The sequence below is a fragment of the Alicyclobacillus acidoterrestris genome (assembly GCF_022674245.1).
Classification (GTDB): domain Bacteria; phylum Bacillota; class Bacilli; order Alicyclobacillales; family Alicyclobacillaceae; genus Alicyclobacillus; species Alicyclobacillus acidoterrestris.
This window is the reverse complement of sequence record NZ_CP080467.1, coordinates 3,728,989-3,754,877: the sequence shown is the minus strand read 5'-3', so window position 1 is coordinate 3,754,877 and position 25,889 is coordinate 3,728,989. Positions and strand designations below refer to the sequence as shown.

Below are 25,889 nucleotides of genomic sequence, written 5' to 3'. Positions count from 1 at the left end.
TCTTCTCCCAAAGATGCCCGTCGTGTCTTATTAAGACAGCCCCAGGCATCCCAGGCATCCCAGGCATCCCAGGCATCCCAGGCATCCCAGGCATCCCAGGCATCCTGCACCCCATGAAAGACGCCGGTTCAGCCACTGGCGTCTTTTTGCTGGGCCTCATGTGCAGGTCTATGCGAAATATATCGAATTTTACGAGTGTAACGAATAGGGTAGTGATATACTTCAGGGAAGTTGATATAGTTCTCGAAACTATATGAACTAAATAGTGAATTGCCGACGGGGGTCGACGATGATGGAAATGCGGAAAGAGAAAAAGTCCGCCATGGCTGGAGTTGTAGGAATGGGCGTCATTGCGAGTATCATCTCGGGATGTGGGACGGCTGCGCCGAAGCAAACTTCTACTGGTGCGACGAATGCTTCGAGTACCTCGAGTGCCTCAGATGCAACGATTGACAAGAACGCGACGATTCAAATCGATGAGGCGGATGATTTTGCGCATTTGGATCCTGCGCTGGCCTACGACTATGGGTCCGATGAAGCCGTGTATCAGTTTTACGACCAACTTGTGACGTACGCGACGAATTCCACGAAGATAGTGCCGGATTTGGCTTCGTCTTGGACGGTGTCGAAGGATGGGCTGAAGTATACGTTTCACATTCGTAAAGGCGTGACGTTTTGGAACGGTGACCCCGTGACGGCCCAAAGTTTTATCGACGAGTTTCAACGGGTGTTAAACCCAAAGGTCGCTTCTCCTGGTGAAGGCTTTATCGATCCGATTTTGGAAGGTTCAACCGCATACTTTAAGGGACAAGCCAAGTCTATCTCTGGTCTATCCGCGCCTGACCCATACACCTTGGAAATCACGCTGACCAAGCCACAAGCGTATTTTCTGGAGGTTCTGGCGATGCCGTTCTTCTCGGCAGTGGACCAGAGTTATATTGATAAAATCGGCAACACGCAGTTTGATCACCACCCAATGGGCACAGGGGCTTTTGAAATGAAGTCCTACAAGATGGGTAACGAGATGATTATGACGAGGAACCCAAATTACTTTAAGAAGGGTGAACCGAAAGTTTAAGAGGTGGACATTTCCATCAATAAGAACGAACAGCTGAGCGCACTGAAATTTCAACAAGGGCAAGAGTCATTCTTAGGATGGAATCAGGATATCGCTGCACAAGCGTTTATCAGCATGAAGAATAATCCGAAGTTTAAAAATGATTTTCAAAGTGAAAAATTGGTGTCTACCTATTACTTGGCGCTCAATTCCAAACCGACTGGGCCTATTCAAAATAAGTTGGTCCGCCAGGCAATCAACATGGCGATTGACAAACAGCGTCTGGTCAGTTTGCAGAATGGTCGCGCGGCAGCGGCAAATCAAATTCTGCCACCAGCCATGCCGGGTTATGAAACGAAACTGCCCAGTGATGTAGACTACCAGTACAACCCTACGAAAGCCAAACAGTTGCTGAAAGAGGCAGGGTATCCGAATGGGTTCAGTACCTCTCTGATGTGTCCGAGTGACCAGACAACCCGGAGCATCGTGCAGTCGATTCAAGAAGATCTTCAGAAAATCGGAATCAAGGTTTCCATTCATCCAATCGCCAGCGCATCGTATGAGGCCGACGCCGAGTCGATGAAGTATCCGATGGTGTACACGGCTTGGTTCCAGGACTTCCCCGACCCCAGCGACTTTCTAAATACCCTGTTAAACGGCAGTCAAATTCCGTTAAACAACTGGAGCAATTACAACAATCAGACCGTCAATGAAGAGTTGGCACAGGCGGCTGTGATGCCACAAGGTCAGGCTCGTCTCGATTTATACGACAAGATTCAAAATCAAATCCTCGCAGATGCGCCTTGGGTTCCATTGTTTACGCCAATTCGATATGCGGTTGTCCAACCGTACGTCAAGGGATTCTCGATGAGCCCAGTACTGATGGATCCGCTTCAGAATGTCTACGTCGTGAAACACTAAAACGTCTGTGTTGCGCCTAGATGGTGGTCTAGCGCGAAGCGGTTTTGGCGATACGGGGAATGGGATGCATGACAAACAAAGGCAGTCGGCGGATGCTGACTGCCTTTGTTCAGTGGTTGAGCTTTGGCGCATACATTGTGGTAACAGGTGTTTGGATTGTCGATGTCGAGTTTCAAAAGAACAGTGGAGTCTGAGCACAGCGCAAATGGAGAGGGGAGAACCGCTTCAATGCAGGAAACGTATCGTCCGCCAATTCCGCCGTTTGATGAAGTAACGGCTCGACAAAAAGTTCGCATGGCGGAGAACGCTTGGAATACGCGTGATGCAGAGCGTGTCGCATTTGAATGGCACGACGACTCCGGTAACTGGTTTCGCTCCTATGGAAACGAAAACTGGGCGTTCGACGACTTTGGGTTGATGACGCACCGCCATGCGTCCATCAACGATTTGCCGATTGCGGAAAAGGATCGACTCTTTCGTTGGAAACTTGGGCCGCGACCTGATAGGATACCAGAACTGGAGGAGTTTGGGTTGTAACAGGCAGTGTGTCGATTAGCACAGCACGATGACGACCCGTGGGAGGACGAGCATGGCGGATTTCATCAAGCGAAAGACGGCCGATAGAAATCAGTGGCGTCGCGTGACCAAAAAATCGTATATCCACGACGTCGATGTAAGAGGGGCGTTTCGTGGCTTCATTTCGCTGTTGCGCATTGATGAAATCGCACATCCGCTCTATCTCCGTTTGCCACAAGGGGCGGTGTGCATTGCCGATGTGGATTTTGCCTGGCTGGGGCAATTTCCGTTCGACGGCCATCACGCGGTCACGACGATGTTCGACGCAAAGGGGGAAGTCGTGCAGTGGTATATCGATGTCTGCCAGAATATCCATCTCGATCACCGTGGCGTCCCATGCTTCGAAGATTTGTTTCTCGATATTCGGGTGATGCCCGACGGTGATTGCGCGCTTCTGGATGAAGACGAGCTCGTTGCTGCGTTTGATGCGGGCGTGATCGACCAAATGCAATATGATTTAGCGTATCGGGAAGCGGAGAGTTTGCTGGATGCCATTCGCTGGGGCGAATTCGCGCCGTTTCAGCTGGCGAAGACGCATTGGCAAATGTTGATTGAACGGATGTAGTGGGGGCCTGTCCCAGGCTCTTTTCGATCCGGCCGCCAATTCGTCCGACCGCCCGCGAGTAGGAATCTATCGCAGATGGTCGGGCGAACCGCGAGGCCACCGTCGTTCTCGCGTTAAGCGTGAACGAGCGGGCGGCTAGCGGACAATGCGGCAGAGATGCGCTCGACATCGTCGACGAGTGCGCGGAATTCGTCAAAGTCGAGTGTCTGCGCGGCATCGGACCACGCCTTGGCAGGCGTTGGGTGAATCTCGACAATCACCCCGGACGCACCAGCGGCGACGCCTGCGCGGGCCATTGGGCGGACGAAGGCGGATTTGCCAGTGCCATGGCTGGGATCGACGATGATTGGCAGGTGCGACAGGCTCTGAACGACCGGCACGGCGTTGAGATCAAGCGTGTTGCGCGTCGCCGTTTCGAACGTGCGAATGCCGCGTTCGCAGAGGATGACGTTCGGGTTGCCCTGCGCCAGAATGTATTCGGCCGCCATGAGCCACTCGTCGACGGTGCCCGAGAGGCCTCGCTTGAGCATCACCGGTTTCCCGGATTTCCCGGCTTCGCGAAGCAGTGGGTAGTTCTGCATGTTGCGCGCGCCGATTTGGAGAATGTCCACGTATTCGGATACGAGTGCCACTTTATCAGGCTCCATGACCTCCGAGATGATGCCAAGACCCGTTTTGTCGCGGGCGATGGCGAGCATCTTCAGGCCCTCTTCGCCGTGACCTTGGAAGCTGTACGGGGACGAACGCGGTTTGAAGGCGCCGCCGCGCAGGAACTGTCCGCCTGCCGCTTTGACGGTTTCCGCAATCTCCAACAGGTTGTCGAGCGACTCGACGCTGCAAGGACCGGCCATGACGGTGACTTTATCGCCGCCGATGATGTGGCCACGCACATCAATCACGGTGTCTTCTTTTTTGAAGGCCCGGCTCGCGAGTGGGTATGGGCTATCGATGGCCATCACCTGTTCAACTTGTGGCAGGGATGCCAGGGACGCTTCTAAATGCACGTCGTTCTTCGGGACGACAATGGTCGAGGGCCCTGCTTGGTAGCCCGTGTGCCCTCCTTCTTGAATCGCGGTAAGAACCTGTTTCGTTTGTTCGGCGGACACTTGTGGACGCAGTACTATGACCATCATGATTCGCTCCTCTCTTGTTGCGCGCGCGCTAGGACATCGCGTACAATCACCATTTTTTGAATTTCGGAAGTGCCTTCTTCAAAGCGCTGCATGCGCGCATCGCGGTAAATTCGTTCGATCTCGGAGGATTTGAAGTAGCCAATCCCTCCATGTATTTGAAGTGCCTTATCGGTCACCCGTTGTAACATTTCTGTCCCAAACAGTTTCGCCATGGCCGCTTGTGTCGAGATAGGCAAGCCTTCGTCGAACCGGCGGGCGGCGGCCAAGCAGAGCTGGCGAGCGGCCTCGATGTCCGTGGCCATTTCCGCGAGCCACATCTGAATCGTCTGGCGCTGAGCTAAGGGTTTGCCAAACGTGACGCGGGTCTGCGCGTGCTGCGCAGCGAGCTCAAGCGCATGGGCTGCGGCGCCGACACAAGTCATGCCGATGGCGGTGCGGCTGGGATCCAAAAAGCCACGAAACGCCACTTCTAAGCCGTCGCCTTCTTCGCCGAGGCGATTGGCGACAGGCACGCGGCAATTCCGCAGGCGCAGATGTCCATGTGCGGTGCCGGTGATGCCCATCGCAGGGGCCATTAATTCGATGTCGAGCCCTGGCGCGTCGCGTGGGACGAGCAATGCCATCGTACCCTCGCCACCGGATGTCCCCTCAAGGCGGCAGAAGAGGAGAAAATAGTCGGCGATGTCGCTGAAGATAATCATCCACTTCTCGCCGTTCAACACGTACTCGTCGCCTTCTCGCCGCGCCGTTGTCTTGATGTCAGCACCTGATCCCGAGTTTGGCTCGGTCAGTGTGAACGTGACGCGATGTTTGCCTTGGACGAACGGAATGACGAATTGCGCGCGCTGTTCAGGTGTCGCTTTGCTGTCCAGTGAGCGCCAGAGGCTGTTCATCACGTGCACGATGACGCGCATTGAGCCGTGCATATGTGCGAATTGCTCGAGCAACTGCAGATATTCCTCAAACCGGAGCCCGGCGCCGCCGTAATCGCGCGGCGCTGTCAGCCGCAGAAAACCGCGATCGTTGAGGTCGTCCCAGACGGCCGCCGGCACTTTGCCGGATTGCTCTATCTCGTTTGCAAACGCCCGAGCAGGACCTTTGACGTATTCGGTGACGAGCGATTGATATTGTTGGAAGTCGTGCGTCGTCAACGTGTCTCCTCCTTTATCGCATTTACGCGAACATCCATGCGAAACATCCGTCACCTATGCGAAGGGTTCCTCAGATGGCCCGAAGATATCGTTCAAACCTGCGTTTGTCCCGCAAGTTTGGCGGTGATGTCGTTGCGCAGCACGTACTTTTGAATCTTGCCACTTGCCGTGCGCGGCATTTCGTCGATGATTTCCACGCGTTCCGGCCAATAAATCTTGGCCATCCCACGAGCCCCTAAGAAATCCGTGATTTGCGATAGGTCTGGTGCAGTGTGACCATCGGCCACGACGATGTAGGCACATGCGCGTTCGCCGAGCCGCGGGTCTGGCATCGCGACAATGGCGACGTCTGCAATCGCTTCGTGCTGATACAGCAAATCCTCGATTTCCACGACGGGAATCTTCTCGCCGCCGCGGTTGACGACGTCTTTTTTGCGACCCGTGAGTTTGAGAAAGCCATCTTCGTCAATCAATGCCAAGTCCCCGGTGTCGAAGAAGCCGTCACCTGCATGGCTTTCCTCGTACCACTCGTGGTGGTGCAGGTAAGTCACGAACATCGCGGGCGTCTTGACCTGATAATTGCCCTCTACACCAGGCGGCACGACGTTGCCTTCGTCGTCCACGATGCGAATCTCCATGCCGTCGATGACGCGTCCGTCGGTACCGGCGAGCTTTTCTGCCGGATCTTGTGGGCGGCCGACGCAGACTAAGCACGCCTCGGTCGATCCCCAGCCGCCGGTCACATTGCACTGCAGCGCCTCACGCGCCTCGCGTGCCAGTTGTCGCGGCACAGCGGCGCCCGTTGCGACAAATGTGCGCAGTCCCTTTGGCGGGTTCTCACAGCGTACGAGATCCGCCAGGAACGGCATGGCCGCTTGGACGAACGTGGCACCGTGCTGTTCGATTGCGGCGCGCGCGGTCTCGACGTTCCAGACAGCCTGGTAGATGCCTGTCGCACCTACATAAAAGGAGACCAACATGCCGTACAAAAAGCCAGTTTGGTGCGCGAGTGGCGATGGCGCCCAAATTTTATCTGCTGCGGTCAGTTCCAAGGTGGTCGTATGAGCCAAGAGCGCACTCGAAAGGGTTTGATGCGTATGTAACACGCCCTTCGGTTCGCCGGTGGTGCCAGACGTATACAACAACTCCGAGTAGGTTTCGGGCTGTGGTCGATACGGTGTCAGATCAATCACGTCGCCTGTGAGCAATCCGCCCATGTCAGATGTTTCCGGCTGGCGAATCGATTGTGGCAGGACGACGACATGCTCGAGTGTCGGGAGTTCGCCGCGAATGGCGTCGACCATCGGCAAGTAGGAAAACTTGCGGAAAACGTCCGGGATAATCAACAGCCGGCTGCCTGAAGACTGCATGATAAATTTCACTTCGCGTTCGCGCAGGGATGGAAGCAGCGGACACGGTGTCGCGCTGATTCGCCACAAAGCCAGTGTGAGCGCGATGAACTCCCAGCCACTTGGCAATTGATAGGCGACTGCTTCACCAGGTTTGACGCCGTATTCGGTGACCAGCTTGGACGCAACTCGATTCGCCAGGTCGCCAAGCTCTCCGTACGTGATTTGAATGGGTTCGCCTGCGCTGAGATCAATGACCGCCAATCGGTCAGGGTGGCGCCGGATCGTCTCGTCTAGGTTGTCGATGAACAGTGGGGCTTTTGCGAGGTCCATTCAACTTCAACTCCTTTGTTATGGGCTACATGAATTAACCCTTGGTTTTAACACTAGGTAATAAGTCGTGAGGAATCTCCTCGAAAACGCTCGAAAAATATCGGAAATCCTTAAATGACGCGGATTTTAAGCTTTGCATCGATTGAGCACTGGGTTCATTCTAGCATTTAGAACTCGATTTTTTCAACACCAGGTGCTAATATCAGCTTATAAATTTCGCTGTGGTTTGATACCGGACGGCGAAAAGAATTTTCGGCAGTGTTATTGGGAAGGTTGTCCGCGCTACATAGACAGAGTTGTTTTTCGTTCGTTACACTGGGGAGACAAACCGCAGACGGAGGAAGAGGAGTAAGTGATGATCACACAGGGCCTAGAAGTTCGCTACCGTGCACTGAGCCAGCCCGGCCGGATTGGGAAGCTGGCGTTATCTCATCGGGTGCTCATGGGGTCAATGCACATGGGGTTGGAACGTCAGCCGGACAAACTGCAACAGCTGTGCGACTTCTATCGCGAGCGAGCCGAGGGGATGGCGGCGCTCATCATCACGGGTGGCGCGGTGGTGACGCAGGCTGGCGGCGGCGACATGTACGTGTTGACGGAGAAAGCCGATGTCGAGGCGCTTGCGCAGTTGCCGAAAGCTGTCCATTCGGTTGGCGGAAAGATTGCGCTGCAGTTGTTCCACTCCGGTCGTTATGCCTTTTCTGAAGAGATTGGCATGCAGGCGCTCGCTCCGAGCCCCATTGCTTCGCGACTGACGCGGGAAGTTCCCCGGGAGATGACGGCCGAGGACATCGAGGAGACGATTCGCCACTTTGCCAATGCGGCGCGCACTGCGCAGGATATCGGATTCGATGCCATCGAGATTATGGGATCAGAGGGGTACTTGCTCAACCAGTTCCTGTCGCCCTTGACCAATCAGCGTGACGATCAGTACGGCGGGTCGCTCGAAGGGCGGATGCGGATGAGCCTCGACGTAGTGGCGGCCATCCGAAAGGCTGTCGGGCGGGATTATCCCATCATTTTCCGCATGTCGGGACTCGACTGTATGCCGGGCAGCACGACGCCGGAGGAGACGATTGTGTTCGCGCAAGCGCTTGAAGCGGCGGGCGTGGATGCCTTGAACGTGGGCATTGGCTGGCACGAATCAAGGGTGCCTACCGTGCAGCAGATTGTGCCGCGCGGTGGATTTGCGGCGGTGGCGGGATCGATACGGAGCCAGGTCGGGATTCCTGTCATCGGCGCCAACCGGGTGAATGTGCCCGAGGTCGCCAACGCATTAATTGCCGATGGCTATTTGGACTTTGTCGCACCGGCGCGGCCGTGGTTGGCGGACAGTCAGTTCGCGAAAAAAGCCCTTGAAGGGGACCGGTCAGGACTGAACGTCTGTATTGCGTGCAACCAGTCTTGCTTAGACCACACGCTGGTTCGTCCTCACATGCCGGTGAGTTGCTTAGTCAATCCGCGGGCAGGGCAGGAGTCGCAGTGGCCGCGGATAGAGGCTGCAGTGAAGCGCCGCGTCGCCGTCGTGGGTGCCGGTCCGGCAGGCCTTCAAGCAGCGGTGACAGCAGCGGAGCGGGGGCATGAAGTCGTTTTGTTCGAACGGCAGGCGGAAATTGGCGGCCAGTTTCGAATGGCGGGCAGGATTCCGGGCAAGGACGAGTTCTATGAAACCATTCGCTATTTCCGCGAAATGCTTGAACGCTTGTCTGTGACTGTTAAAATGCAGACAGAACCGACAGTGGATGAGTTATGTTCGTTTGATCACGTGATTCTCGCGCAGGGGGTTGTTCCGCGCATCCCAGATATTCCGGGAACCGACCTGCCGCACGTCGTGACGTACGCGGCGGTGCTGAACGGGGAAGTGCAGGTTGGCCGGCGCATTGCCATCATTGGTGCAGGCGGCATTGGTTGCGATGTCGCGACGTTTTTGGCGGAAGGGCGGCACGTGCCAGCAGACGTGGAGGCGTTTTTCGAGCTGCAATCGCTTCCGGCACCGCCGGAGCTGCCGCGGGAAATCACCGTGCTCGCCCGCAGCGAGAAGTATGGCCACGGAATTGGGCGGAGTACGCGTTGGGTCGTCAAGCAAGAGATGAACCGCCTTGGCGTGCGCGTCATCACCAACGTCGAGTTTCGCGAGATAACACCAGATGGTGTCGTCGGCAGTTCACCGGATGGAGCGTTGTTCGTGCCTGCAGATCAGGTGATCTTGTGCGCTGGCCAAGAGGCGCAGGAGACGCTTGCCGAGGCGCTCCGCGATAAGGTTTCGGTACAGGTTGTGGGCGGTGCCAGAGACAGTCGTGGCATTAACGCAGCACGGGCGATTCGCGAAGCGCTGGAAGCGGCTTATCGAATTTCCTGACCACTTGGGCGTGCGGTACCCCAAGGATTGAACATGACATGGCGCAATTCTTGCTGACAGGCGATGATATGAGGAGTGGGCGAATTGGCAGGTTTGTTAGAAGGTAAGAAGGCGTTTATCACCGGCAGCGGCCGCGGAATTGGCCGGGCGACGGCGCTCGCGATGGCGCGTGAGGGCGCGGATGTCGTGGTGCATTACCGCCGGGATAAAGAACAAGCAGAGGCGACGGCAAAGGAGATTCAGGCGCTGGGCCGCCAGGCACTGACTGTCAAAGCCGAACTGGAGAGCCAGGAAGAAATCAACGCCGCATTTGACGTGATTGAGCAGGAATGGGGCAGCCTTGATATCTTTGTGGCCAACGCAGCGGCGAGCGCGTTCAAACCGATTGACCAACTAAAGGATTACCATCTCGACAAGACTTATCACGTGGTGGTGCATAGTACCGTGTTCGCGGCACAGCGTTGCATCCCGTTGATGGAGGGTCGAAATGGCCGTATCATCACGATGTCTAGCATGGGAAGCACGTATACGCTGCCGCGATATGCGACGCTTGGCAGCGCCAAGGCTGCGCTCGAATCGTTGACGCGGTACCTGGCCAGTGAACTGGGGCCTAAGGGGATTACGGTCAACGCACTGAACCCAGGTGTGGTGGATACGGAGTCGGCGAAGTTTTACGGCGGCGACAACTACGACCAGTACAACGCGGATGTCATCGCACACACCCCACTTGGCCGCATTGGCACAGTCGAGGAGATCGCTGATGCAGCGGTCTTTCTCGCAAGTGATTTGTCTCGTTTTATCACGGGACAAGTCATTCGGGTCGACGGCGGGCTGACGCTGATGACTGGTGGCTTTGAAAGTTTCTAAGACGCTGATATCGCGGTGTTGTCGCGAGGCTTTTGGACAGATTAGACCGCTTTGAGCGGTGTGAAAACCATCAACATTGAATGAGAATGGAGTCGTGTAATGATGTCATTGACGAAGGCGCAAATCGAAGAAAAGGTAAAAAATGTCGTGTGCAATCAACTGCAAGTGGATGCTTCCGAGGTGAAGGCAGACAGTCTGTTTGTCGATGATTTGGGTGCAGATTCGCTGGACTTGACTGAGCTCGCTGTCGCTTTTGAGGACGAGTTTGACATCGAAATTCCGGAAGCGGACTTTGGCCAACTGTCGACTGTGGCTGGTGTCGTCGACTACATTCAGGGTCGCCTTTCGTAACGCGGACGACGAAGTGTAGCCAGAAGTTTTAGACAAGGAGACGATAAGATGTTTGACTTTGCCGGCAGAACTCTGTCCGTCGAGCGCGCGCAGGCGTACATCGACAAGGGCTACTGGCCCGACGAATCGTTTGTCGACGTGCTTGAAAATGACGTCAAACTGTATCCGGATTTCGTGCACAAGGACGAAGACAGAAGTCTCACGTATCGACAGTTGTGGGATGAAGTAGAGGCAGTGGCGGCAGAGTTGTACCATCGCGGGATTCGCAAAGGCGATACGGTCGCGATTCAGTTGCCGAACTCGCTCGATTACGTGGTCGCTGTGTTTGGCATCGCCCGGATTGGCGCGATTGGCGTGTCGCTTCAAATTGACTTGGGCCGCCAGGCGATTGAGTCGAGTCTCGACCGTTCGAAGGCGAAAGCGTGGATTATCGCGGACAGCTTCCGCGGCCAGCCGCTCTACGAAATGGCGATCGACGTGCAAAAGAGCCGTCCGCAATTGGAGTACGTCATTTTTCAGGGGGACGCCTCCCGGGCACCTGCGGGTGCACTGACGTTCCAGTCGCTGCGCGAAAGCGACAAGCGCTTGGGCGCAGCTGAGTTGGAGGCGAACCGTCCGACGCGCCTCGACGCATTTTTGATGGTGTTCACCTCGGGGACGACAGGGTCTCCCAAGGGCGTTGTTCAACTGCACGCCAACTACTTGTGGGCGGCGCGCGCGTACGCGAAAAACTTTGGCTATGAGCCAGGGGATGCCGTGCTCGACATCGCGCCTATCTGTCACCAGACAGGGATGCTCGCGGGTGTCATGATGACGATTGCGACGGGTGGCCGCATTCTGTTGCTGGAGCGGTTTTCCGCGAGCCGCGTCATCAAGTGGATCGAGACGGAGAAGCCAGCTTACTTGGTCGGTGCACCGCCGCACGTGATTCACGTGACCAACGCGCCAAACCTGAAAAATGCCGACACCTCCAGCGTGAAACTGTTTATTTACGCTGGTGCACCGGTACCGAGCTCCGTGCTCGAGCGATTGCAATCCGATGGAGGCATTAAAGTCGGGGGCATGTTTGGCTGGACGGAAGGCTTTTTGGCGACGGCGACGCGGCCGGATGATCCACTCGAGGCCTTGAGCTCGACGGTCGGCTTTGTCATTCCAGGAACGGAAGTCCGTCTCGTTGACGAGGATGGACATGATGTGGCGCCAGGCGAGCCTGGTGAAATGTGGGCGCGCGGGCCGAACTTTGCTGCAGGGTACTACGAGAATCCGGAGGCTGCGCATCGCCAATGGGACGCCGATGGCTGGTTCCACTCCGGCGACGTGCTGCGCCAGGATGAGAACGGTCGGTTTAAGTTTATCGCGCGTGCGGATGACGTGATCAACCGCGGCGGCACAAAGATTGACCCGAAGAGCGTCGAGGACGTCATCGCCGCGCATCCAGCGGTCGAGAACGTGGCCGTTGTCGGTGCGCCAGACGAGACTTTGGGTCAGCAGAGTGTCGCGTGCGTCGTGCTGCGTGAAGGCGCCGAGAAGTTTTCGCTTCCAGAACTCCGCGATTTTCTGGCTGAGCGCGGTTTGGCGAAGTTTCAGTTCCCGGACCGTCTGGAGTTTATGGACGAGTTGCCGACTACACACTCAGGGAAAATCAAGAAGAAGGACTTGCGCGAACGGTTCCGTCTGGAAGCAGAAGGAAAGTAAGCGACGAATAGAGCAGGAGGGGCAACATGAGTATCTTAAACGCGTCCGAACGCGATGCGATTCAGGACAATCACGTCCAGCTGGATTCCGCCCTTATCGCACGTGCAAACGAGATCCGCAACCGCGTGATTCAGTTTCGCGAGGAAGAGGCGCAGGATTTTGCGGAACAAATTGAGCGGACAGAGGAAATTCCGCAGGCGCTTTGGCAGCGGATGCGGGAGCTTGGCTTTCACAAGTTGACGCAACCTGCTCGGTTTGGTGGCGAAGGTCTGCCGCTGACGCTGTACTTCCCGATTCTTGAGGAAATTGCACATTGTCACGGCTCTATCCGCATGGTGTTTCACGCGTACAACAGCATCTGGCGGACCGTGGGTCAAGGTACGGAGGAACAGCAGGCGCACTGGTTGTCGAAGTTGGTCAACGAAGGCGCATTGGTGGCGTTTGCGTTGACGGAACCGGACAACGGGACGGGCATCGACCTGCGGACGACGGCGACGTATCAGGATGGCAAGTACGTCCTCAACGGTCGCAAACACCTGATTACGTTTGCGCATGAGGCAGCAGTGCTCGCCGTCATCGCGAAAATGGAAGGCAGTGCGGGCCGCACGGGCCTGACGGCATTTTTGGTGCCGCAAGGGCGCGCGGGTATGAAGTTGGAAGCGATGTCGCACATGATGGGTGACAAGGGTTGTTCGCACGCTGTCATCACATTTGAGAACTGTGAAGTCTCCGAGGACGAAATTCTTGGCCAGGTCGGAGAAGGGTTTGACGTGGCCGTGCGCGGATTCCTCGATCAGAGTCGCGCGTGCATTGCGATGAGCGCTGTGGGTCTCGCGCAAGAGGCACTGGATCAGACGCTCGCCTTCATTCGCAAGCGCGTCACGTTTGGCAAGTCCATCGCGAGCCGGCAGGCGGTACAAATGCGCATTGCGGAGATGCAGATGGCGATTCAAGGCGCCCGCCTGCTTTGCATGGATGCGGCGAAAAAGTACGATCTCGGCCAGGACATCTCACTCGAATCCTCTATCGCGAAGGCGAATGCCATCCGCATGGTCACAGAGGTGACCGATGGCGCGCTGGCTCTGTTCGGCGGCATTGGTTATAGCGTCGACAGCCCAGTTGAGCGGTTGTATCGCGATGCGCGGTCTTTGTGGTTCGAAGAGGGAACGGCAGAGATGCAGAAGATGACGATTGCTGAAGCGCTGCTGACGAATGCTCGTCGACGTGAGCGCGAGGCGAAGAAGAGCGAGTAAGATGAAGGCTGTCACATACACGCCTCACCACGGCTTTGCACTGGTTGAAGCAGAGACGCCGCAACTTGGGCCTGACGAGGTGCTATTGCAGGTGGAAGCCTGTGGGGTCTGCGGGAGTGATCGGCAAGTGGTGGCTGGGGAATCCGTCCCGACGGGGACGGCCTTCCCGCTCGTGATGGGCCATGAAATTGCCGGGCGAATCGCCGCCCTTGGCGAAACGGTGACCGACTGGCACGTGGGAGACTCGGTGATTGTCCACCCATTTGTGGCGTGTGGTACGTGTGCGCCGTGTGTGCATGGTCAACCGAACCTTTGTGTCCGGCAGGTGTGCATTGGCTATCAGCGCCCTGGCGGCTTCGCCGAGCAGGTGGCGGTACCTGCAAGGCAGTTGGTGCGCCGTCCGGCAGAGCTAGCACCGGCGGCAGCGGCGTTGTTGGTCGACGCATTCGCGACGCCCTATCACGCGATGCGCGCTGCAGGCGTCGAGTCGGGACAGACAGTGCTCGTCATTGGCACGGGTGGACTAGGACTGTCGGCGCTCATGTTGGCGATGGGCTTTCAAGTGGGACGGCTGGGCGCTGTCACGCGGCGTCAGGAGGGGATTGCCATCGCCGAGGCTCACGGCGCGCAAATGGTGGTGGTGACGGACCAGGATGAACGCACCATTGCCCGGCAGTTGCGCCGCTGGTCGGGGGCGTCCGGCATTGATGTCGTCATCGACACCGTGGCGACGGCGGACACGATTGCCCTAGCGGCAGAGTCGGTTCGCCCTGGCGGCACCATCGCGATTGTCGGCATGTCGGAGGACACGGCCCTCTACCCTGTCGCGAAAACGGTTCGGCGCGGGCTGACCTTTGTGGCGAGTTACGGTTCTGTTCGCGAGGACGTCGAGCAACTGGTGTCGTGGGTCGCAGAAGGCCGGCTTGACCCAGCGCGGTTGGTCGCGGGCGCGCTGCCGCTTCACGAGGCGCAGCGGGCGTTTGCGCCGGATCGGCGCGCGGGTCGATGGGTGATTGTCCCATCTGAATAAGTGCTTGTCCTTGGTACTCGGAGTTGCAGGTGGCGCGCCAGACGGCGCGCCATTTGATCATGTCGAAGCGCGAGAAATTGTTTCAGAATGTTGCATTCAATTTTCGCTATGTTATAATTTACATGTACTTTCGTACACCCCTTACCAAGTGTCACAAAAAGGCCGAGTTCCACAGTAGTGGAAGCGGGGGACCCAATTCTTCGGGGTGAATTCACGGACCGTTCCCAGCGGTCGGTGATAGGCAAGTTCTTGCCGAACCCGTCAGCTAACCTCGTAGGCGAATCATGTGCATTGGTCAACTGCACGAATCTGTTCGAATCTTCCAAATTACATCCATGTCTTGTGACCACAATGCGCCTTGGTTGTTCTGACGGAGGCAGTCTATTTGCCTTGTCAGAGGAGTTTGAGGAAAGGAGTGTCTATGCACAAGGCCATTGAATTTGTCGATGTCGAGAAACACTATGGCGAAACTCACGTCGTCAAGCGACTCAACTTTTGTATCGAAGAAGGACGCTTGGTCACGTTGATTGGCCCGTCTGGCTGTGGCAAGACGACGACGCTCAAGATGATCAACCGGTTAATCGAGCCGACCTCCGGAAAAATTCTGGTTGGCGGGGTTGAGACGAGCGCCTTGCGTCCAGTGGAATTGCGCCGTCAGATTGGCTACGTCATTCAGCAAATCGGATTGTTTCCGCATATGACCATCGAAGAGAACATCAGTTTGGTTCCGCGATTGATAGGGATGGATAAATCGCAATATACGAACCGGGCAGAAGCACTTCTCGAGATGGTGGGGATGGATCCGAGTGTCTTTCGCAAACGTTACCCAAAAGAGTTGAGCGGTGGTCAGCAGCAGCGCATTGGCGTGGCGCGTGCTTTGGCTGCGGACCCAAGTATCATCCTGATGGATGAGCCATTTAGCGCGCTGGATCCCATCAGTCGCGAACAACTACAAGATGAACTGCTCAAACTCCAATCCACTTTGCACAAGACCATTGTGTTTGTCACACACGACATGGATGAAGCGTTGAAGATTGCAGATCAGATTGTCCTCATGCGGGATGGAAGTATCGTGCAACACGACGCACCAGAACAAATTCTTCGACACCCCAAGAACGATTTCGTGCGCGAATTTGTCGGCGAAAAACGATTCCTTCAACATGCGGCACTTGGTGAGGCACGTGATGTCATGACCAAAGCGGTGAGTGTTACACCTGTGCGCGGTTTGGCACACTGCATCCAGTTAATGCGTGCACATCGCGTGAACGGTTTGATTGTGACAGATGCAGACGATCATTACTTAGGCGTGGTCAGTCCACAGCAAATTTACGATCACTTCCAAGACGAACGAGCCACGGCTGGCACGGTCATGCACGCAGAGGGTCCAGTGATCTCCCCGTCAGCACCCATGGATGAGGTTCTCAAATGGCTGCAGACGACTGCGCGCGGCTTTTTACCCGTCGTCGATGAAAAGCAACGACTGCTGGGTGTGGTTACGCGCGCGAGTGTGTTAAACATGTTGACCGTGACGGCGCCAGTGGAGGTGATGGACAGTGAACCTGTTGATTCAAGCGTTTGAGCAGAATTGGCAAGGCCTGCTGGTGGCCTTAGGTCAACATATCGTGCTCAGTATCATCGCAATCGCAGTGGCGTGTCTGATATCGATACCCCTTGGTGTGTACATCACCCGACACAAAGCGCTGGCGCAAGTGGTCTTGATTATCGTCTCCATTATTCAAACCATTCCGAGTTTGGCACTGCTCGGATTCATGATCCCGTTGTTTGGCATCGGCACCCTGCCTGCCGTCGTCGCCCTGACGCTCTATGCGTTACTGCCAATTGTCCGAAACACCTATACCGGCATTACGGAAGTTGACCGCGCACTCATTGAGGCCGGGCGTGGCATGGGCATGACGAGATCGCAAATTCTCTGGCAGGTTGAATTACCGCTGTCACGCAATGTGATTATGGCTGGCGTACGTACGGCGACAGTGCTGACGATTGGCATCGCGACGCTTGCCACCTTTATTGGCGCAGGTGGGTTGGGTGATATCATCATGCGCGGCATCGACATGATTGACACGCCGACGATTTTGGCGGGCGCCATCCCGGCGGCTCTGCTGGCGATTGTATTCGATGTGCTGCTGCATTGGTTGGATAGAGTTTTGACACCGCGGGGATTGCGATCGTAAATACGACCATTCGCCAGCGCGGAGCAAGTTCAGAGAAAGGGGTCGAGCGAGTGATTGACAACTGGAGGGAGAAAATTCGTCAGTTTGCAGGAAAGCGGATGGGGAAGGTGGCGCTACTGGGGGCGTCGGTCGTCGCTTTTGTGATTCCGCTCGCGGGGTGCGGCACAACGGGCGCAAACGGCGGCGGAAAGTCTAACACGATTGTGATTGGCGGGAAGAACTTTACGGAACAAGACATCATGGCAGATATGCTCGCAGATTTGATTCAAAAGGACACCAATCTGAAGGTCGTCAAAAAGCGCTGGCTCGACAGCAACGTCCTGTGGAATGCCGAAAAGAACGGCGACGTGGACGTCTACGTGGAGTATACCGGAACCGGCTTAGTCAATATCCTGCACGACCCAGTGAATACAGACCCGGATAAGGTATTCCAGACGGTGAAGCAGCAGTTTGAGCAGAAGTACCATATCACATGGTTGAACCCGATTGGATTCCAGAACACCTATGCCATGGCGATGACTCAAAAAGAGGCGAAACAGCTTGGCGTCACCACCGTCTCGCAAATGGCGGCCAAGTCGAAAAACCTAGTCTTGGGTACAGAGCAGGACTTTATTTCGCGCTCGGACGGCTTGTCGGCGATGAACAAGGTATACGGCACGGACTTCAAGTCCGTGAAGTCGATGGAGATTGGACTGAAGTACAAGGCACTGGTGAGCGGTGACGTCGACGTCATCGACGCATTCTCCACAGACGGCAACATTCCAGCCAACCACCTGGTGCTCCTCAAGGACGACAAGCACTTGTTCCCACCGTATTACGCGTGCCCGATTATCCGCGACAGCGTGCTCAAGGCGCACCCAGAGTTAAAGGCAGTCCTCAATAAGCTATCCGGTAAAATTACGGACGAAGACATGCAGAAACTCAACGAACAGGTCGATCTCGACCACAAAAACGCCGCCGACGTAGCCAAAACGTGGCTCGAGCAAAACGGGCTGCTGTAGTCTTTGTGGGGCGGGAGCTGGTGTTGGGGATTGCGGCCGGGGCGGAATGGTGCTGGAGCGGTGCTGGAACGGCGCATACTAGTGTGCGTTCTGCAATCTTGTATCACAGGGGAGTGAAACGGTGGCTCGCTATGGCACGCGTGGGCGCCGCGCGGCATGCATGTCTTATTAAGACATTCTCTCGTGTTCCGGCACCGATAAGACATGAAAACTGCACTATTCGCCGGGTTTTGGCCTTTATCGGGCAGCTTTTCAGTAGATAAGGCATTTTTGGTGTCTTAAATCTGCGGATTCTAGCCAAAATTCGAAAATAGGGTAGATGTGCGACCTTATTTGTCCTGCCATCGCCCGGCACATTGGCCCCGATCCGGCCGCGCACCGCCACCGCCCGGCGTTGGCGGCGGCCAATCCCCAATCCACATCAGACGGGGCGAAAGGCCCTGCCCCTGCTCCCATCCTACTTGATAAATAAGCACCTGAGCACATCAATCAGTGATAAAGTAGGTCTATGTCTAGCCCAAATGATATCGGCACACTTACCGAATATGAAGATCCTTTAACTTTCTATACAGGGTTGTACGACTCATTCCAATGTGCTTTGCGAGAGATGACTTGTCACCTTGAAACATTTCAAGATGCTTCACGGGACAGCCCTCTCGGCTTCTACCATGGTATCTTTGTAATCATCTTGAAGATTAAACTCGACTTTTGTATTTCTATTAATCGGCGACGTCTGTTGCATACAGTCTGCTAGTATCTGATTGGCAGTGTCTAAATTGAAGTTATCACTTAATCCGCATAAAACTGAAAATCTTTCGAGAATGTTATACAGTTCTCTTACATTACCTGGGAATTGATATTTTTGCAACTCCTGACACAAGTGTTCCAGGAAAGGACCTAGTTTATGGTACAGCTCGCTATTCTGATGTAACAAAAACTGTTGAGTAAGTGGAAAGATGTCTTCAGATCGATCACGGAGTGAAGGAAGGCCGAGTTGCAGGACGTTAATTCGATAGTACAAATCTGGACGAAATTTATTAGCCTTTACTAAATTGAACAAATCCTCGTTGCTTGCTGCGATAACTCTTATGTTCACAGGAATTACTCTGTTTCCACCAATTCGAACGACCTCTTTTTCTTGAAGCACTCGTAACAATCTTGCCTGGAAGTAGGGGGAAATGGAGTTGATTTCGTCTAAGAAAATAGTGCCATTATGCGCGATTTCAAAGAGTCCTTTTTTTCCTTTTTTAGATGCACCGGTGAACGCCCCGTCCTCATATCCGAAGAGTTCACTTTCTAATAATGCCTCAGGCAATGCCGCACAATTGATGGCCAAAAACGGAAAAGATTTTCTTTTGCTGTGATTGTGAATACTTTGAGCAAATAATTCTTTGCCAGTACCTGTTTGTCCCAGAATTAAGACGGTGGAATCTGACAGTGCAAATTTTTTTGCTTGTTCAATAGTACGTTGTATGATTAGACTGGAACCTACAATATTGTGGAAGTAGTTTTTGGCAGTGAAACCCTTTGTTTCGTTTTCCAATCGATATTTTTGTTCAATTTTCTGTATTTCCGTGATGTCCTGAAACGTAATCACATTGCCAACTTTATTGTTGCCTTGTGAAATGGACGTCTTGTTTGTGTTGAGTTTCAAATTTCCGATTTGTACGATTTTGTTCTGGAAATCTTCTGGGCCTATCAGTTCCTTTACAGAAGTTACGTGTGACATTTGCCTTCCGATTAACTCTTCTCGTGGAATTTGTAAAAACCTTTGAGCTGCATCATTGACTGTTGTGATCTGTTCTAACTCGTTTGTGGAAATAATACCGTCTTTTACGGAGTGTATGATAGCTGATAGTGTTAGAGTCTCAAGTAGTGGTGTAAATTCAGTGGTTAGATCTTGACGAAAAAGCCATCGAGTGCAATCTACTAAAAGTGACGAGCAATCAGTAGAGGAGGCACATCGATGGCTTATACGGATAAGATCGCACTTTTGGAGTTGATTCGCAAGATCGGATTAGAAGATGGTGATGTGGACTTTTTGAAGGAGGGTCTGAGAGTCCTTACGCAGGCAGTGATGGATGCTGAGGTCAGCTCGCTTATCGGTGCTGAACGCTACGAGCGTACTAACAAGCGCAGTAATAGTCGAAATGGACACCGTGATAGAGAGTGGGACACTCGTGTTGGAACGATTGATCTGCAGATTCCTAAGCTTCGTAGAGGGAGTTACTTCCCCAGTATTCTGGAACCCAGGAGAAAAGCTGAGAAGGCGCTTTTATCGGTTGTTCAAGAGGCCTATGTGCATGGTGTGAGTACCCGCAAGGTGGATGAGTTGGTTGAATCCATGGGGATTCAGGGAATCAGCAAGAGTGAAGTATCTCGCATCTGTAAGGAGCTAGATGACGTTGTGCAGGACTTCAAGAACCGTCCGCTTGAAGGAACGTATCCATATTTGTGGTTGGATGCGACGTTTCCCAAGGTCCGTGAGGGCGGACGTGTCCAGAGTATGGCGTTTGTGATTGCCATTGGGGTGAGAGCCACCGGTGAGAGAGAGGTATTGGGATTTGACATTGGTACCAGTGAGGACGGCTCGTTCTGGCTGACTTTCATCCGTAGTCTTGTTGCACGTGGTCTGCGAGGCGTTCAGTTGGCGATAAGCGATGCCCATGAAGGACTACGTAGTGCCATTGCATCTGCTTTAACAGGAGCTACCTGGCAGAGATGCCGAGTTCACACCATGCGTAACATCTTGAGTCAGGTACCCAGGACGTCACAGGCGATGGTCTCGTCCATTGTCCGGACGATATTCGCTCAGCCAACGCAGGAGGCAGCTAAACAACAACTTGCTGTTGTCGTAGAACAGCTCCAGGGAAAGTTTCCGAAGGCGATGGATGTCCTAGAACGTGCAGAGGAAGACGTACTTGCCTACATGGCATTTCCAAAGGAGCACTGGAAGCAAATCTGCTCCACAAACCCGCTGGAACGTTTAAACCGTGAACTGCGGCGACGCTTTGACGTGGTTGGCATCTTTCCAAATCGGGATTCCGTGATACGACTTGGTGGAGCCATTCTCCAGGAGCAAAACGATGAGTGGATCGTTGCACGGCGATACTTTAGCAGAGAGTCGATGGCGAGACTGACGGGAACTCAGGAACAAGAGTTACTGGCACCGACGTCTGTTTTACATAAATGACCCAAGTCACAGAGTGATTGCACTCAAACAATTTACACCACTTGACGGGACACTACCCTGATAGTTGTTGCCTGTGTCGTTCTTCATGCCTTTTAAAGCGTACAATTTCTAGCGCGCGATTGATAGATTCGACCACACTGTACTCGGAATAAATTAGTGTGCTGTTTAATCCAAATTTCTTGGCCGAGTCAACGGCTGTTCCTGTCCCGATTATAGATCCTTTAGTTTTGGAGAACTGTGCGATTTTGAAATCCAATTCGATATCGGTCCCATAGGTAATATAGACAAGCTTGATATTCAGGAGATCTTGTAGAAGAGAGTAATCATATTCTAAATCTTCGATATCGGGTAACGCAATGGCAATGTTGCGGGAATAGGGTACAGACTTCGCTAATGCAATTAAAATATCTGTAGGTGTTAGTTTTAAATTAATAACGGGAATGTTTGTTTTAGTTTCCATTAACATCTTGTTTAAACGTCCGGTAATGATGATATCCGTATTATCACTCTGAAGTCGTGGCACGAGTTGTGTGACGTCTTCGGGGTTCTCAAGGACTTTGATATCAATGCTTTGATCTTTTTGAAAATCGTTGGCCACTCGTTTTGCAATGTCAATGAAATCTCCAAGGCCGACAATTGCAATCCTTATGTTCAAGGTCATTCCTCCATACTGTGCGATGGCTTCGTCTTCGTCTTGTCCACTGTAAAATCCCAAAAGTGAAACACCAGTCTCGTGTTTGTTACATTTATATCACTAAACCAGAATAAATGTACCTAATTTTCAAACATTTTTGTTGGCACGGGAATTGCTTGTAACTATTGTGAGTCGATTTTAATGCTTCTGCTCCGTTGGAATAGAAGCTAGTAAAGATGGAGGGATAAAATGTTTCAAGTTAATCCAAGAGTACAAGGGGTAAAGTCGGAATTGTTGGAATTGTACCGGGATGTTTGTACGTCGACGATTGGCCACCTTACTGATTTCGGATTTTTAAAAGGGATTCAACCATTGTTTCGTCCGGCTCGATTTATCGGCAATGCCGTTACCGTTCGAATCCCACATATGGATTCCTCTGCGGTTCATAAGGTGATGGATTTGGTTCAACCAGGGGATGTTGTTGTTGTAGACATGTCTGGTGATGTGGAGCGGTCTTGCTGGGGAGGAATGGTGTCATATGCAGCGCATGTAAAAAAGGTGGCCGGTGTGATTGTGGCTGGTTGTGTCAACGATGTTGACGAAATTGCAGAGCTTGGCCTTCCGGTATTTTCGTTCGGCATCAGTCCGCTCACGACACGAATTCTCGGTATAGAGGGTGAGATTAATACTACTGTTAGCATTTGTGGTGTTAGTGTGCATCCGGGGGACTTAGTTGTCGCTGATAATGATGGCGTATTCGTGGTAAATCCAGAGGCTGCATCTAAATACGGTAGGATAGCGCTGCAAAAGCAGAGACAAGAACCGGAAACGAAACGAAAACTCGATGCTGGTGAATCAATCGCTTCGATAAGTGGAGCAAATCGGTTCTTTGTAAATAGTGAACAACACGCATGAAATCTTGAGTCAAAGACAACTGAAAGGTGGAAGTATGAATGTCTTTTAACATAGTTCTTGCGCAGTTAGAATCAACAGCCGATAAATTAGAGAATTTAAAGAAGGCTGAGCGCGCTGTAGAAACAGCAAAGTCAGTGCATTATGCCGAGATGGTCGTTTTCCCGGAAGTTTTTATGAGTCATTTCCCCGTTGGTACGCCACACGATATGATTCACAAAGATGCAGAGTCTTCGGATGGACCTTTTGTTGCCGCAATGCGGCGGTTAGCCAAGAGACATAATGTATGGATTGTATTCGGCATGCGTGAATTGACCGATGATCCAAGTGATAAACGCGTATACAATACCACAGTTTTGGTTTCGGACGATGGTTCAATTGTAAGCACTTACCGAAAGACTCATCTGTATGATGCATTTGGACATAAAGAATCTGAGCATATAAAGCCCGGAGATGCTTTATTTGAGCCTGTGCCCACACCGTTCGGAAAAATCGGACTATTTGTCTGTTATGAGCTTCGATTCCCGGAGATCGCTCGATACCAGGCTGTGCGTGGTGCTGATATTATTATTGTCCCGTCTGGATGGGTACGCGGACCAATGAAAGAACAGCATTGGGAAACCCTTGTCACGACTCGTGCTCTTGAAAATACCGTTTTTATGGTTGCTTGTGACCAGGTGAGCGAATTCTACTGTGGACGAAGCATGGTTGTCGATCCCATGGGGGTATGTATGGCTGCCGGCGGTGAAGAGGAAGGGCTCGTTTCATGCCAAATTGACTTAGGGCGAATTCAGACTGTCAGGGAAAAGTTGCCCTCCCATGTTCACAGACGGCCAGTATTATATACCGCCATGGATTCTCTGAGTGTCCATAACTAATTGAGCGTTTTGCAGAATTAACGTTCACAACGCATTTGACACTATATATAGTGTTCCATTGATAGTTCGTACACTATATATGTGCGAGAAACGGTGAAAAATCGAATTCTGCAAAACGCTCAATTAATAGCAGTTAGCTATTCTCGGTGTGACGTTAATGAGGAAGGAGATAATCGCGAATGAAGCCAAAAAGTACGAGGGGACGATTACGTTGGTACCTCATGTATTTTATAATCTTTCCGTTAACCTTCATTATGTCACTGGATCGAACAAATATGACAGTCTCCTCACCTATAATTCAGAAACAATTCCATTTTTCGCTGGTAAGTATGAGTTTAATTTTAACCTCTTTTGCTTGGACGTATGCTTTTCTGCAGGTTCCCGGGGGAATTATAAGTGAACGCTGGGGCTCTCGCAAAGCATTAACGTTGGCGGATTTGTGGTGGTCACTTTGGACAATTTTAACTGCAGTCGGAACCAGTGTGACAACCTTCGTAGGTATCCGTGGGCTGCTAGGTATCGGCCAGGCGGCTGACTGGTCAGCGTCGGTCAACTCGATAAAACGTTGGTTTCCGAAGCAGGAACGTGCACGTGCAAATTCCATTTTACTTGGTGGGCTTTATCTAGGCCCAATAATCGGTACTCCGTTAACTGTTGCAATTGTGTCTAGCCTTGGCTGGAGATGGTCATTTTATATCTACGGTGTAGCCGGAGCCATAATGGGAATATTATGGTGGGTTTTCTATCGTGATCGTCCACAGGATCATCCTAATATATCCCAAGAAGAGGTATCTCATATCGAAGCAGGGTACGATGCCCAGGTGCCACGTGACGCCGCAAACTGGCGCGATTGGAAGTACTTCATTTCAAACTATCGATTTTGGGCATTTGGGTTGCAATACTTCTTTGTGGTCCTGACACAGAGCTTTTATAGCACGTGGCTTCCCACGTATTTGATAAAAGCTCGGGGTTTTTCCTTGAAATCCATGGGGTTTGGCGCATCACTCCCATGGGTAGCCATGTTTATTATGGTATTTGTAACCGGAGTTTGGCAGGATCGGGTATACGAACGAACTGGTTCTAAGCTTTTAGCGCGTACTCCCTTTGCCGTTGCTGGATTTATTTTCTCTGCAGGCTTTTTAATCGTTGGTAGTCAGATAACTGTGACATGGTTGATGATGGTCTGCTTCATGTTGTCTATGGGGGCACTAGCTATGGTACAGGTGTCAATTTGGCCGACCTGTACAGATCTTGGAGGCAACATGACAGGCTCAGTTACTGGGTGGACGAATTTCTGGGGGAATTTTTCGGGAGCATTGGGTCCTATTTTTACAGCTATTTTAGTATCACTTACTTCCAGCTGGGGGATAGCATTACTGGTAATGGGCATCGCCGCTTTAATCGGGGCAGTTTTGTGGTTGTTTGTACATCCTGAACGTCCTTTGGAGGTTTCTGTAAAAGGTGGTTCTAGCGAGTCTGATACTGCATCCGCATAAAACATTTAAAGTGCCGTATCGTGACCTCTTAAAGATTTCTGAGCTGAGGCAAGTGGCGATTGGTACTGCAGAAGTGGTTAGTGTATGAAGGATAGCAAAGAAAGCGGCTGCCGGTCGTAAAGAGTGATGGTGGCCGCTTTTCTTTTGACTACTTCGTTACTTACTGAGTTTCGGCTTACACCGACGCCTCCTGATTCCGCACTCTGCGGCGTTCTACGATGGTCGCTATCCCTACGCCAATCTCGTATAAAATCATCATCGGCACTGTCACAGACAAATGCGATATCAACTCCGGCGGGCTGATGAGGACGCCGAGAATGACAATCGCGAGGTACGCGAACTTGCGCACTTTGCGCAACCAGTTGGACGTGATGACACCCAATCTGGCGAGGACGAACACGACCAGTGGCCCTTCGAAAGCGAAGCCAAACGGCAAACAAAAACCGATGACGAACGAGAAATAGGTGTGCGCTTGCAACATGATGCCAAGGCCTTCTCGCCTCGTAAGTGTCACTAGAAATAGCAGCAACCGCGGGAAGATCAAGTACCAGGAAAAACAGAGCCCGGCGAGAAACAAGAGTGCCGCAAGCGGTACGGTACTTCGTGCGAGTTGCCGCTCTTTCGCGTATAACCCAGGTGTGACGAACTGCCACAGTTCATACATGAGATAGGGCACGGTCACGCCAATTGCAGTCCACCCCGCCAGGGTGAACAAGACAGTGACGATTTCCCCCGGCCCCAACACGACGAGTTTCAATCCGAGCGACGCGGCGGGTCGAGTCAACGCGTGATAAATTTTTGAATCGAATGCGAGGCAGAGTACAAAGGCTATCGCGAACACGATAAACACGCGAATTCCGCGGCGCCGCATTTCTGACCAGTGCTTTTGATATTCCACATGCCAGACCCCTTAATCGTTCGATGGCGCCTGGGAGGTTTCGGC

Annotated in this window: 23 protein-coding genes, 1 pseudogene and 1 riboswitch; of the genes and pseudogenes, 17 read left to right on the top strand and 7 right to left on the bottom strand. The window is 53.0% G+C overall.

Annotated features, from left to right (window positions below):
- Nucleotides 1-289 precede the first annotated feature (289 nt).
- The 4 genes and pseudogenes from K1I37_RS18480 to K1I37_RS18470 all read left to right on the top strand — a co-directional run bounded on the left by K1I37_RS18480 (nucleotide 290) and on the right by K1I37_RS18470 (nucleotide 3,119).
- Nucleotides 290-1,978 (top strand): annotated as a pseudogene (locus K1I37_RS18480) (ABC transporter substrate-binding protein).
- Nucleotides 1,979-2,046: 68 nt separating this feature from the next.
- Nucleotides 2,047-2,172 (top strand): hypothetical protein, encoded by a 126-nt coding sequence (locus K1I37_RS21595; protein WP_021295199.1) that lies wholly within the window; start codon nucleotides 2,047-2,049, stop codon nucleotides 2,170-2,172.
- Nucleotides 2,173-2,206: 34 nt separating this feature from the next.
- Nucleotides 2,207-2,515, top strand: coding sequence for a DUF1348 family protein (locus tag K1I37_RS18475; protein WP_021295198.1), 309 nt, complete (start codon nucleotides 2,207-2,209; stop codon nucleotides 2,513-2,515).
- Between the two features lie 52 nt (nucleotides 2,516-2,567).
- Nucleotides 2,568-3,119, top strand: a complete 552-nt coding sequence (locus K1I37_RS18470) for a ribonuclease FAU-1 family protein (RefSeq protein ID WP_021295197.1) — start codon at nucleotides 2,568-2,570, stop codon at nucleotides 3,117-3,119.
- Nucleotides 3,120-3,232: 113 nt separating this feature from the next.
- Here the strand turns inward: K1I37_RS18470 and aroF are convergent, their stop codons facing one another.
- From aroF to K1I37_RS18455, 3 genes are all read right to left on the bottom strand, one after another.
- The gene (gene aroF, locus K1I37_RS18465) at nucleotides 3,233-4,249 is read right to left on the bottom strand and encodes a 3-deoxy-7-phosphoheptulonate synthase (RefSeq protein WP_021295196.1); all 1,017 of its coding nucleotides are present in this window, start codon (nucleotides 4,247-4,249) and stop codon (nucleotides 3,233-3,235) included.
- On the bottom strand, nucleotides 4,249-5,403 hold the full coding sequence (locus K1I37_RS18460) for an acyl-CoA dehydrogenase family protein (protein ID WP_021295195.1): 1,155 nt from the start codon (nucleotides 5,401-5,403) through the stop codon (nucleotides 4,249-4,251). Before K1I37_RS18460 ends, aroF begins: the two co-directional genes overlap by 1 nt.
- Nucleotides 5,404-5,495: 92 nt before the next feature.
- Nucleotides 5,496-7,085, bottom strand: coding sequence for an AMP-binding protein (locus K1I37_RS18455; protein WP_021295194.1), 1,590 nt, complete (start codon nucleotides 7,083-7,085; stop codon nucleotides 5,496-5,498).
- Between the two features lie 355 nt (nucleotides 7,086-7,440).
- Here K1I37_RS18455 and K1I37_RS18450 point away from each other — a divergent pair, with 355 nt between their 5' ends.
- The 9 genes from K1I37_RS18450 (at nucleotide 7,441) to K1I37_RS18410 (ending at nucleotide 17,833) form a co-directional block, all read left to right on the top strand.
- The gene (locus K1I37_RS18450; RefSeq protein ID WP_021295193.1) at nucleotides 7,441-9,444 is read left to right on the top strand and encodes an FAD-dependent oxidoreductase; all 2,004 of its coding nucleotides are present in this window, start codon (nucleotides 7,441-7,443) and stop codon (nucleotides 9,442-9,444) included.
- Between the two features lie 84 nt (nucleotides 9,445-9,528).
- Entirely contained in the window at nucleotides 9,529-10,311 is a 783-nt protein-coding gene (locus tag K1I37_RS18445; protein WP_021295192.1) for an SDR family oxidoreductase, read from the top strand.
- Nucleotides 10,312-10,413: 102 nt separating this feature from the next.
- Complete coding sequence (acpP, locus tag K1I37_RS18440) at nucleotides 10,414-10,662, top strand: acyl carrier protein (protein ID WP_407653174.1); 249 nt, start codon at nucleotides 10,414-10,416, stop codon at nucleotides 10,660-10,662.
- A 48-nt stretch (nucleotides 10,663-10,710) separates the two neighbouring features.
- The gene (locus K1I37_RS18435) at nucleotides 10,711-12,357 is read left to right on the top strand and encodes a class I adenylate-forming enzyme family protein (protein WP_021295190.1); all 1,647 of its coding nucleotides are present in this window, start codon (nucleotides 10,711-10,713) and stop codon (nucleotides 12,355-12,357) included.
- Nucleotides 12,358-12,383: 26 nt separating this feature from the next.
- Nucleotides 12,384-13,610 (top strand): acyl-CoA dehydrogenase family protein, encoded by a 1,227-nt coding sequence (locus tag K1I37_RS18430; protein ID WP_021295189.1) that lies wholly within the window; start codon nucleotides 12,384-12,386, stop codon nucleotides 13,608-13,610.
- A gap of 1 nt (nucleotide 13,611) precedes the next feature.
- Nucleotides 13,612-14,640: an alcohol dehydrogenase catalytic domain-containing protein gene (locus K1I37_RS18425; protein ID WP_021295188.1), complete on the top strand. Its 1,029-nt coding sequence runs from the start codon at nucleotides 13,612-13,614 to the stop codon at nucleotides 14,638-14,640.
- Between the two features lie 150 nt (nucleotides 14,641-14,790).
- A riboswitch (cyclic di-AMP (ydaO/yuaA leader) is annotated at nucleotides 14,791-14,936 on the top strand.
- A gap of 125 nt (nucleotides 14,937-15,061) precedes the next feature.
- Nucleotides 15,062-16,219, top strand: coding sequence for a betaine/proline/choline family ABC transporter ATP-binding protein (locus tag K1I37_RS18420; protein ID WP_021295187.1), 1,158 nt, complete (start codon nucleotides 15,062-15,064; stop codon nucleotides 16,217-16,219).
- A complete protein-coding gene (locus K1I37_RS18415; RefSeq protein WP_021295186.1) occupies nucleotides 16,194-16,832 on the top strand; it encodes an ABC transporter permease in 639 nt (212 codons plus the stop codon). The genes K1I37_RS18420 and K1I37_RS18415 overlap by 26 nt, the downstream gene beginning before the upstream one ends.
- 50 nt (nucleotides 16,833-16,882) lie before the next feature.
- The gene (locus K1I37_RS18410; protein ID WP_021295185.1) at nucleotides 16,883-17,833 is read left to right on the top strand and encodes an ABC transporter substrate-binding protein; all 951 of its coding nucleotides are present in this window, start codon (nucleotides 16,883-16,885) and stop codon (nucleotides 17,831-17,833) included.
- Nucleotides 17,834-18,369: 536 nt separating this feature from the next.
- Here the strand turns inward: K1I37_RS18410 and K1I37_RS22015 are convergent.
- Nucleotides 18,370-18,462 carry a helix-turn-helix domain-containing protein gene (locus K1I37_RS22015; RefSeq protein WP_152498716.1) on the bottom strand — a complete coding sequence of 31 codons (93 nt, stop codon included), beginning with the start codon at nucleotides 18,460-18,462 and terminating at the stop codon, nucleotides 18,370-18,372.
- Between the two features lie 11 nt (nucleotides 18,463-18,473).
- The gene (locus K1I37_RS18405; RefSeq protein ID WP_272496373.1) at nucleotides 18,474-19,679 is read right to left on the bottom strand and encodes a sigma-54 interaction domain-containing protein; all 1,206 of its coding nucleotides are present in this window, start codon (nucleotides 19,677-19,679) and stop codon (nucleotides 18,474-18,476) included.
- 120 nt (nucleotides 19,680-19,799) lie between these two features.
- On the opposite strand from K1I37_RS18405, the gene K1I37_RS18400 reads away from it, so the two are divergent.
- Entirely contained in the window at nucleotides 19,800-21,026 is a 1,227-nt protein-coding gene (locus K1I37_RS18400) for an IS256 family transposase (protein WP_146824841.1), read from the top strand.
- Nucleotides 21,027-21,078: 52 nt separating this feature from the next.
- Here K1I37_RS18400 and K1I37_RS18395 read toward each other — a convergent pair whose 3' ends face one another.
- Nucleotides 21,079-21,741: a PrpR N-terminal domain-containing protein gene (locus K1I37_RS18395; protein WP_021298277.1), complete on the bottom strand. Its 663-nt coding sequence runs from the start codon at nucleotides 21,739-21,741 to the stop codon at nucleotides 21,079-21,081.
- A 168-nt stretch (nucleotides 21,742-21,909) separates the two neighbouring features.
- On the opposite strand from K1I37_RS18395, the gene K1I37_RS18390 reads away from it, so the two are divergent.
- From K1I37_RS18390 to K1I37_RS18380, 3 genes are all read left to right on the top strand, one after another.
- Nucleotides 21,910-22,575 (top strand): RraA family protein, encoded by a 666-nt coding sequence (locus tag K1I37_RS18390; RefSeq protein WP_021298276.1) that lies wholly within the window; start codon nucleotides 21,910-21,912, stop codon nucleotides 22,573-22,575.
- Between the two features lie 38 nt (nucleotides 22,576-22,613).
- The gene (locus K1I37_RS18385; protein ID WP_021298275.1) at nucleotides 22,614-23,450 is read left to right on the top strand and encodes a carbon-nitrogen hydrolase family protein; all 837 of its coding nucleotides are present in this window, start codon (nucleotides 22,614-22,616) and stop codon (nucleotides 23,448-23,450) included.
- A gap of 179 nt (nucleotides 23,451-23,629) precedes the next feature.
- Nucleotides 23,630-24,946 carry an MFS transporter gene (locus K1I37_RS18380; protein WP_021296272.1) on the top strand — a complete coding sequence of 439 codons (1,317 nt, stop codon included), beginning with the start codon at nucleotides 23,630-23,632 and terminating at the stop codon, nucleotides 24,944-24,946.
- Between the two features lie 175 nt (nucleotides 24,947-25,121).
- Here the strand turns inward: K1I37_RS18380 and tatC are convergent, their stop codons facing one another.
- Nucleotides 25,122-25,844: a twin-arginine translocase subunit TatC gene (tatC, locus tag K1I37_RS18375; RefSeq protein ID WP_021296271.1), complete on the bottom strand. Its 723-nt coding sequence runs from the start codon at nucleotides 25,842-25,844 to the stop codon at nucleotides 25,122-25,124.
- Nucleotides 25,845-25,889: the final 45 nt, after the last annotated feature.

What these genes read in the sequence shown, in the direction of transcription:
- K1I37_RS21595 (WP_021295199.1), top strand. Translation starts at nt 2,047, where the DNA reads ATGACAAACAAAGGCAGTCGGCGGATGCTGACTGCCTTTGTTCAGTGG.
- K1I37_RS18475 (WP_021295198.1), top strand. Translation starts at nt 2,207, where the DNA reads ATGCAGGAAACGTATCGTCCGCCAATTCCGCCGTTTGATGAAGTAACG.
- K1I37_RS18470 (WP_021295197.1), top strand. Translation starts at nt 2,568, where the DNA reads ATGGCGGATTTCATCAAGCGAAAGACGGCCGATAGAAATCAGTGGCGT.
- aroF (WP_021295196.1), bottom strand. Translation starts at nt 4,249, where the DNA reads ATGGTCATAGTACTGCGTCCACAAGTGTCCGCCGAACAAACGAAACAG.
- K1I37_RS18455 (WP_021295194.1), bottom strand. Translation starts at nt 7,085, where the DNA reads ATGGACCTCGCAAAAGCCCCACTGTTCATCGACAACCTAGACGAGACG.
- K1I37_RS18450 (WP_021295193.1), top strand. Translation starts at nt 7,441, where the DNA reads ATGATCACACAGGGCCTAGAAGTTCGCTACCGTGCACTGAGCCAGCCC.
- acpP (WP_407653174.1), top strand. Translation starts at nt 10,414, where the DNA reads ATGTCATTGACGAAGGCGCAAATCGAAGAAAAGGTAAAAAATGTCGTG.
- K1I37_RS18435 (WP_021295190.1), top strand. Translation starts at nt 10,711, where the DNA reads ATGTTTGACTTTGCCGGCAGAACTCTGTCCGTCGAGCGCGCGCAGGCG.
- K1I37_RS18430 (WP_021295189.1), top strand. Translation starts at nt 12,384, where the DNA reads ATGAGTATCTTAAACGCGTCCGAACGCGATGCGATTCAGGACAATCAC.
- K1I37_RS18425 (WP_021295188.1), top strand. Translation starts at nt 13,612, where the DNA reads ATGAAGGCTGTCACATACACGCCTCACCACGGCTTTGCACTGGTTGAA.
- K1I37_RS18420 (WP_021295187.1), top strand. Translation starts at nt 15,062, where the DNA reads ATGCACAAGGCCATTGAATTTGTCGATGTCGAGAAACACTATGGCGAA.
- K1I37_RS22015 (WP_152498716.1), bottom strand. Translation starts at nt 18,462, where the DNA reads ATGTTTCAAGGTGACAAGTCATCTCTCGCAAAGCACATTGGAATGAGT.
- K1I37_RS18400 (WP_146824841.1), top strand. Translation starts at nt 19,800, where the DNA reads ATGGCTTATACGGATAAGATCGCACTTTTGGAGTTGATTCGCAAGATC.
- K1I37_RS18390 (WP_021298276.1), top strand. Translation starts at nt 21,910, where the DNA reads ATGTTTCAAGTTAATCCAAGAGTACAAGGGGTAAAGTCGGAATTGTTG.
- K1I37_RS18385 (WP_021298275.1), top strand. Translation starts at nt 22,614, where the DNA reads ATGTCTTTTAACATAGTTCTTGCGCAGTTAGAATCAACAGCCGATAAA.
- K1I37_RS18380 (WP_021296272.1), top strand. Translation starts at nt 23,630, where the DNA reads ATGAAGCCAAAAAGTACGAGGGGACGATTACGTTGGTACCTCATGTAT.